Below are 7,148 nucleotides of genomic sequence, written 5' to 3'. Positions count from 1 at the left end.
TACCATAACGTTTACCCATTTGAATACTAGAGATGCTTTGACTAGAAGTTGTCATCTCAAATACAATCATAAACGCTTTATGTAAACCAAACTTAACTTTATGAAATAAAGTATTAGCAGTTGAACTCTCAACATGTTCACAGTTATAACAATAGTAAGAATGATTAGTTTTTAAGCAACCTTTTTTATGACCACATTTTACACAAGTAAAACCGTTTGACCACTTTATTTTACTTAAATAAGCTTTACAAGATTCATCATCTGGTAGTTCTTTTATACTAAGTTCAGAATGTTTTGACCCTTAAAAATTTACATACTATTGATTTTTAAGATACTAATGTACGGAAGTTAATTTGATAACTCAATAATACCATTTTTTACAATTACTGTATATTAACTAGTTATGTTTTTACATGATCAGTTCCTTTAACCTATAAATTATCAATATGACACTAAACGGAGATACATAAAGTTTTTAGAGATTCATATAGATTATTCTGCTATAAAATAAGTTTTAATATCAATAGCGTCCTAAATAAATTTAGAGCATAGAATATCCTTCCACTTTAGTAGGATACGATGCTATATTTGCTAAATTTTAAAAAAGAACCCCTTGCAGTAGTTTAGGAGGAGGTTTTTCTACCTCATTTAGTGGATTATCCAGCCATCTTTGTAGTTCAATCTTGACAAAGAGGTTAAGTCTTATAAAAGCGACTAAATTTGATAAATGCCACTTGAATTTGGACTGTGCTCGCAATGCTTTTAGTATTAAAATAGTAATTAGTGCTGTCCAAATTTGTATCATTACAGCATTTTTAGATGTTCCTACAAAAGATTTGATATGTAGTAGCTGCTTTAAATCTCTAAAGAATATTTCTACCATCCTTCTACTTCTATACAACTCACTTATAGTATTTGCAGTCCAATTAAATTGATTAGTAATGAGCTCAATAACTTGATTATTTTGCTCATTCCACATGGCTACACGCCTTAATTCCTTCGGATATATGTGCTGTGACCTTGTATTAGTTAAACTAATTAGCTCATCTTTTAGGATATTTTGATGCCTGTTCTCTGGAAGCTCTAATTCCTTAATAGTTTCAAATTTCAAGTTGTCCTTGTGTCTAATCACAAAGAATACTTGTTTGCTGTCCCAAACATTTAATAAACTAAAATCGTTGTAAAACCGATCAGCAATTACTACACTGCCTTTCAGTAAAGGGATGTCGTAAGCCCCTTTATTATCAGCTATTTTACCATTAGTGATATTGATATAAGCAGGTAAATTCCCATCAAAATCAAGGAGTGTATGCATTTTAACTGCTCCTTTACTGGTCTTGTATTTTGCCCAATCAAAGATGCTTAAACACAGCGATATTGTTGTGGAGTCTAACAACAAGGTTTTTGACTTGATTCGGAACTTGACTTGCTTAAACTTGGGATGCTGTCCTAAACTTTCAAGCAAAGCAAAATAGTACGCTTTAAAGAGTTCATGATCTCTGTTTTTATTCTGATAACTAACAGATGATTTTGATGGTGTTTTGTCTATACCAAGGTGGTTTAGATTTCCCGTAGCAGAGCGAAGTCCATTACTAATATCACGAACAGATTTACTTCGAGAAAAATGGCAAAATAACATAGAGATTAAATGATTCCAACTATCAAAACCCTTGTTGTGTTTATCTGTTTGCCTTTCCTTTACTATTTTCTTAAACTTTGAACGATCTAGTTTTTGGATTATTTTGAGAAAATAAAGCAACATTTGTCATAGAGAGTGTGTTTTTTGGTGTGCAACTCAAAGATAATTTGAGATCCTTAATTTACTCTCTTTTTTTGTGCCTTTTTTTAAACGTTTAGGACGCTATTGATTTAATATATATTTTTTGTGTAATTGAATTTTTTTGATTATATTGTTCTTCTACATAGAAGACTATTATTGTTAATTCAATATTTTAATTAGTTATAATCCTTAAAGTATATAGCTTGATTTGTTTCCAAGACCTATAGGATGTTTTTGAATTTTATAGAGTAAATAAGACTCTATAAAAAAACTTATTTAACCCTTTTTAATTTACCCAAATCAAATTAAGAAAATCGAATTACTAAGTCCCAATACAAATAATCCTGCAATTGTACAATGGAAAAAATTCTTAAAAATCATTGGTTCTTATAAAGGTTGTGTTGATGATCATTATGACTTAAGTCTTTTGTTATCAATAAAAGAATATCAGCAATACAAAAAATTAGAACCAGATGGACGTATAGGAAACCAAACTTGGTTAGAAGCATATAAAGATGGGATGGTCTTTTTAAATAATCAAAAAAAAAGCTTTCCTTTAAAACCTAAATTCTCATCTATAGAATCAAATCAACTATTATTGGAGAAATTTGGAGAAATTTTATATAGTTCTAATCCTATAAAAAATAATCCTGAAAATGTCATTATTTTAAATGATTTTGAAACTAAAAATATTATACAAGTAGAAATACCACAGTTAGTAAGGACATTTCATGGAGCTAATAAAATAGTGCGTTTTCATCGTAAAGCAGCTGAACAATTACGAGCTTTTTTTAATGAAATAGAAAAACAAGGTATGTTATCTTTATTACTTAGTTATGGTGGAAGTTTTAATTCTCGATTAGTTAGAGGTTCTAAAACCGTACTGTCTAAGCATTGTTTTGGTATCGCCTTTGATATAAACATGCAATGGAATCCATTTAATGGAGAACCAATAGCCTTAGGTATGCTAGGATCTATCCGAGAGTTAGTTCCTTTGGCTCATCAATATGGTTTTTATTGGGGAGGTCATTTTAGTAGAAAAGATGGAATGCATTTTGAAATTGCTCAATTATTATAATACAGTATTTGACTCTTGTGCATATCACAGACTGATTTATACAAATAGAATTGATGGGAACTACTTAAACTAAACCTAAGTACACGACAAAAAACTAAAGCAATTGATATTTAAAGGATTATGGTCATTTTTAAAAAGCAATAATCTTGATAGATAGTCAAGTCCAAGTTTAAAGACACTAATAAGCCTATTACCCTGATTCTTGATTGTGATAGGTTTAATAGCGTCAATATAGTCTCCAATCTTATAGCACCATACAAAAGCAATCATCACTAACATGACTAGTTTTTCAAGCCTATCGATTTTTTGTAAGTGTGTATCTTCTATATTAAATCCGCTAGACTTGAAGGCTTTAAACAAAGTTTCAATCTGCCATCTTATTTTATAAGTATCTAAAGCTTTCTCTGGTTTATTAAAGCCTATGATTATACAAAAGCCTATTTTACCATCTGTTATCACTTTTGTTCCAGAGATATAACATAGCTGATTATGAATTCTAACAATCTTGTGATATTGCCTTGTTTGACCAGGTTTTAAGTTATTAAATAGATGAGAAGCCGTTATTTCTTTCTGTTTACTAGGCAGGTAAACCTTAAAGTTATTTCGAATACGGATGTAGTATTTAATCTGCCTATCATTTAGATAGCTAATCCAATCTTCTCCAACAAATTCTCTATCAGCTAATACACAATCAATACAATCTTTACCAAACCAATCAATAAAAGTATTGATGAGATCTTTTCGCTCATTTGTATTTGAATTACCTCGTTTATCTAACATTTTAAACAATATTGGAAAACACATATTCTTATAACTTATACCTAACATTAAGATATTTATATCTTGTTTTCCAAACTTCCAATTGGTGCGATCCATCACAAGAACATATGATTCTTCATTAGGTATAAGTGCAAAAATAAGTCTTGAAAACCATTCCAATTTCAAATCGACGCAAGACATAAAACGTTGAATACGCCTATAGTTACTACTTGTTTCTGCCCAATTGTTAAATCCAGTTGATACTTTAGAAAAATTCACAGACTTTACTTTGCATAGAGAGACGATAAAGAAACAAATAAGTCGGATCCTAGCTAACCCTAATTTACCTTTAAAATTGGCTTTTATAGTTGTTAGAAGTTCTGTATTTTTGTACTCTAGGCTGTTGTTCGTTTTTAAAGGCATTACGTGAGAAATAATTCTTTAACATACTGAATTTCAGCCTTTTTTACAAACAATCCTTTCCTTTATTTTTCTTAAAATCAACTATTTAATAATTTTGTCGTGTACTAAGAAACTAAACATTATCCAAGCTGTAATAAAGAATACAATTCACTTAGATTTTCTGTGTGAACCCGAAGTTTAACCCCATTAGGATAGATAATCTCATACTCCTTTGTTGTAAAAGAAACTGCTTTGCTAATGGTCGATAAAACTGCCTTTCTCATCTTGATGGGACTGTTTATGATATTTTTGTATCCAGTAACTAAAGGTCGGTAACTTTAATTCTTGTTCTTCACAATAAATCGCTTGGTTTAATCCACTTGCTTTCCAATCCTTTACATGAGAGTACATGATTTCTTGTTTACTCATCTATTTATTATTTGAAGCAAACTTAGTACCTTACATTAACTTATAAAATATACAGTTGTACTCGGATGCTTAAACGTTATCCGACATTTCTAGCCTTATATATAGTTTCTACTGCTCAGGTCAAGACTTTGCTTAGAGATTCCTTCTGGCGATGGACCCCCTTGTTGTCGGCTAACATTTCCTACTGTAATGGCGTGTTTGGTACTTTCACCCTAGAGTTATCACCCATGCTGGGCAGACAAACTAAAAAGCCCACCATTACTGGCAGGCTTTGTATAAAAAAGCAATAGAGTCTATTTTAAGCGATAGTAAAAAGGTATTTGTTAAAACTGTTTTACTGCTCTATTGCTTTATTCTAATTCTTTTTTTTCTTATTTATTATAAATAATTTGTTTCAGATTAAAGAAAATAAAATTATATAAAAATTATTTCCTAACTTTTTGTTCCCACTTCCAAGCACTGTTTAAAGCTGTTTCTAAAGACAATTCTGCCTTCCACCCTAATATTTCGTTCACCTTATCAGTAGCAGCATATGCCTGTGTGATATCGCCTTCTCTTCGTGCTACAACCTTATAAGGAAGTTTAACACCAGATACCTTTTCAAAAGCATTAATAATCTCCAAAACAGAAGATCCCTTCCCTGTACCAATATTAAACGTTTCTACCTTCTCTATATTATCACCCTTAATTAGTCTATCTAAAGCAGCTACATGTGCCTTGGCCAAATCAACTACATGTATATAATCTCTGATACAAGTACCATCTACAGTATCATAATCATCACCAAAAACAGACAACTCCTTACGTAGTCCTATTGCTGTTTGTGTGATAAATGGAATCAAGTTCTGAGGCACCCCGTTAGGAAGCTCTCCTATTAATGTAGACTCATGAGCTCCAATAGGGTTGAAATAACGAAGTAAAATAGCACTTATATTACTCACACGAGTTACATCTGTGATAATCTCCTCTCCTATTTGTTTAGTATTCCCATAAGGAGACATTGCTTGTTGTACTGGAGCATCCTCCGTGATAGGCATAACATCAGCTTGACCATAAACTGTACAAGATGAACTAAAGATAAAATGACTATTATCCTTCTTATCTAATTCTTTCAAGAGATTAATAAGAGGAACAAGATTGTTATCATAATATAACAATGGTCTCTCGACACTCTCTCCTACTGCCTTAGAAGCAGCGAAGTGTATTACACCTAATATATCATTATAGTTACTAAAAAGTTTACTTACACCAGCTAAATCTCTAATATCTAATTGAACAAACTCAGGGCGCTTACCAGTAATTTTTTCAATACCATCCAATACACTTATAGTAGCATTAGACAGGTCATCAACTATGATTACATCATACCCTTTATTTTGAAGTTCTACTACCGTATGAGACCCTATAAATCCTAAACCACCAGTAACTAATATTTTCATCTTTTCTTGTTCTTTTTCAATATTAAATTCAAAGATAAACGTTTTAACTTTTAACGCAATATCTATTTGTTGAAACTGTCTCTTTTTTGAGGCAATAAGCGCCTTTAGCTCTAATTAAGATTTATTACCTTGAAATATACTATAGGTCAATAATACTATATAGACAAAAAAAAACCACTACCCTAAAGTGAGGGCACTGAAAAAGTAAGGTTGTTTTTATATTTGTTATCAATAGCGTCCTAAATAAATTTCGGGCATAAAATATCCTCCCACTTCAGTAGGATACAAGATATATTTCCGTAAAATCTAAAATAGGACCCCTTGTTGGAGTTTTGGTGGCGGTTTTTCCACTTCATTTAAGGGATTATTTAGCCATTTTTCTAATTCAATCTTCACAAAAAGATTTAGTCGTATAAAAGCAACTAAATTCGATAGATGCCAACCAAATTTAGCCTGTGCTCGTAGTGCTTTTAGTATTAAAATAGTAATAAGGGCAGTCCAAATTTGGATCATTACGGCATTTTCTGAAGTCCCTACAAAGGATTTTATGTGTAGAAGTTGTTTAAGATCCCTAAAGAATATCTCTACCATCCATCTACTTTTATACAGCTCGCTAATTGTATTTGCAGTCCACGTAAATTGATTTGTAATGAGCTCAATGACTTGCTCGTTCTCAGTATCCCACACCGCCACACGCCTTAATTTACTAGAATATACTTGTGATGACCTAGTATTAGTTAGTATGATTATCTCATCTTTTAAAACATGTTGGTGCCTGTTTTCTGGTAATTCTAACTCTTTAATCGTTTCAAATCTCAAGTTGTCCTTATGCCTAATTACAAAGTGGAGCTGTTTGCTGTCCCAAATGTTTAACAGGCTAAAATCATTGTAAAAACGATCGGCTACTATAACGCTGCCCTTGAGTAAAGGAATGTCGTAAGCGCCTTTATTATCCGCTGTTTTACCATCTGTTATGTTGATGTAAGCTGGTAAGTTACCATCAAAATCAAGTAGTGTATGCATTTTAACAGCTCCTTTGTTGGTCTTGTATTTTGCCCAGTCGAAAATACTCAAGCATAGGGATATTGTGGTAGAGTCAAGAAGTAAGATTTTGGACTTGATACGGAACTTTACCTGCTTAAACTTAGGATGCTGTCCTAAACTTTGTAGTAACGTAAAATAATACTCTTTAAATAACTCATGAGTTCTGTTTTTATTCTGAAAACTTACTGATGATTTAGAAGGTGCATTATCTATACCA

General features: G+C 31.6%; 5 protein-coding genes and 2 pseudogenes. 1 reads left to right on the top strand and 6 read right to left on the bottom strand.

The window, feature by feature from the left end:
• Both CF599_RS13075 and CF599_RS13070 read right to left on the bottom strand, forming a co-directional pair.
• Positions 1–309, bottom strand: a pseudogene (locus CF599_RS13075) (transposase); the annotation flags it as partial.
• 289 nt (positions 310–598) lie between these two features.
• Positions 599–1,769 (bottom strand): annotated as a pseudogene (locus CF599_RS13070) (IS4 family transposase).
• A 300-nt stretch (positions 1,770–2,069) separates the two neighbouring features.
• Between CF599_RS13070 and CF599_RS13065 the strand changes: the two are divergent.
• The gene (locus CF599_RS13065) at positions 2,070–2,858 is read left to right on the top strand and encodes a M15 family metallopeptidase (RefSeq protein WP_371514468.1); all 789 of its coding nucleotides are present in this window, start codon (positions 2,070–2,072) and stop codon (positions 2,856–2,858) included.
• Between the two features lie 75 nt (positions 2,859–2,933).
• Here the strand turns inward: CF599_RS13065 and CF599_RS13060 are convergent, their stop codons facing one another.
• The 4 genes from CF599_RS13060 to CF599_RS13045 form a co-directional block, all read right to left on the bottom strand.
• Positions 2,934–3,896, bottom strand: a complete 963-nt coding sequence (locus tag CF599_RS13060) for an IS4 family transposase (protein WP_254050308.1) — start codon at positions 3,894–3,896, stop codon at positions 2,934–2,936.
• Between the two features lie 378 nt (positions 3,897–4,274).
• Complete coding sequence (locus CF599_RS19880; RefSeq protein WP_254050307.1) at positions 4,275–4,448, bottom strand: hypothetical protein; 174 nt, start codon at positions 4,446–4,448, stop codon at positions 4,275–4,277.
• 425 nt (positions 4,449–4,873) lie between these two features.
• A complete protein-coding gene (galE, locus tag CF599_RS13050) occupies positions 4,874–5,887 on the bottom strand; it encodes a UDP-glucose 4-epimerase GalE (RefSeq protein ID WP_121966458.1) in 1,014 nt (337 codons plus the stop codon).
• Between the two features lie 306 nt (positions 5,888–6,193).
• The coding region (locus tag CF599_RS13045) for an IS4 family transposase (RefSeq protein WP_121966457.1) at positions 6,194–7,148 on the bottom strand (955 nt) is incomplete at its 5' end.

Origin of the sequence: Myroides sp. N17-2, from assembly GCF_002286775.1 — a bacterium.
GTDB lineage: Bacteria > Bacteroidota > Bacteroidia > Flavobacteriales > Flavobacteriaceae > Flavobacterium.
The sequence above is the reverse complement of the archived record's forward strand: the minus strand, read 5'-3'. Positions and strand labels throughout refer to the sequence as shown.